The organism is Micromonospora sp. NPDC005171, from assembly GCF_040608575.1.
Lineage (GTDB): Bacteria > Actinomycetota > Actinomycetes > Mycobacteriales > Micromonosporaceae > Micromonospora.
This window is the reverse complement of record NZ_JBEXIM010000087.1, coordinates 1-1,090: the sequence shown is the minus strand read 5'-3', so window position 1 is coordinate 1,090 and position 1,090 is coordinate 1. Positions and strand designations below refer to the sequence as shown.

1 protein-coding gene is annotated in these 1,090 nt (G+C 67.8%); it reads right to left on the bottom strand.

Annotation, left to right across the window (positions count from 1 at the left end; translation table 11 throughout):
- Window positions 1-7: 7 nt before the first annotated feature.
- Window positions 8-1,033 carry an IS30 family transposase gene (locus ABZU74_RS34030; RefSeq protein ID WP_355432890.1) on the bottom strand — a complete coding sequence of 342 codons (1,026 nt, stop codon included), beginning with the start codon at window positions 1,031-1,033 and terminating at the stop codon, window positions 8-10.
- Window positions 1,034-1,090 lie beyond the last annotated feature (57 nt).

Genomic DNA, 1,090 nt, shown 5'->3' with positions numbered 1-1,090 from the left:
GGCGGGCTCAACCGGTGGTTGCAACACCGAGGAGCTGGGTCATTTTCTCACCGGGGGTGGCCCAGTTCAGGGTCATGCGGGGGCGGTCGTTGAGTTCGTCGGCGACGTGGTCGAGGCCGGTTTGGTCGATGGTGGTGAAGTCGAATTGGCCTTTGGGGAAGTACTGGCGTAGTAGCCCGTTGGTGTTCTCGTTGCTGCCGCGTTGCCAGGGGCTGTGCGGGTCGCAGAAGTAGACCGGGCAGTCGGTGGCGATGGTGAAGTCACGGTGTCGGGCCATCTCGACGCCCTGGTCCCAGGTCAACGAGGCCCTCAACCGCTGCGGGAGCCAGGTCATCGCCGCGGCCAGCTGGGATACGACGTGTTCGGAGACCTTGCCCTCGGGCAGGCCGACCAGGATCACGAACCGGGTGGCGCGTTCCACCAGGGTGGCGATCGCGGAACCACCACGCCCACCCCGACGGACCCCTTCGAGGAGGTCACCCTCCCAATGACCCGGCACCGCCCGGTCAGCGACCTCAGCCGGCCGGTCAGCGATGCGCAGGTTCACCCACGGGCGGGCCGAGCGCACCGCCCCCGCACTCGCCGGCCGTCGGCGGCGAGCGGCCCGGCCCGAGCGCAACGCCACCTGCCGCGTCAACTCCGCGCGCAGGTTCCCCCGCGCCTGCAGGTAGATCGCCTGGTAGATCGTTTCGTGCGACACCCACATCTCCGGCATGTCCGCGAACTGCACCCGCAGCCGGGCACTGATCTGCTGCGGCGAACGACGTCGCCGCAGCATATCCAGCACCACCTCACGCAACGGCCCGTCACCAGCTAACCGCGGCACCCGCCCGGACCGGTTGTGCCGCAGAAACGACGCCCACTGCGCCATCAACGGCTGATACCGCTGCCCGTAACGCTCGAACCGACCCACCTCCCGCGAAATCGTCGACACCGATCGCTCCAACCTGCGCGCGATCGACCGCAACGACTCATTCGCCGCCCGACCCAACCCAATCTGCTCCCGCTCCAACGCACTCAACCTCGACGCCATAACCACCCCAACGACAACCACCAAAAGGGGGTGTTGCAACCACCGGTTGAGCCCGCC

Bases quoted from the DNA above. Each gene is read 5' to 3' on its own strand.
- ABZU74_RS34030 (WP_355432890.1), bottom strand. From the start codon at position 1,033: ATGGCGTCGAGGTTGAGTGCGTTGGAGCGGGAGCAGATTGGGTTGGGT.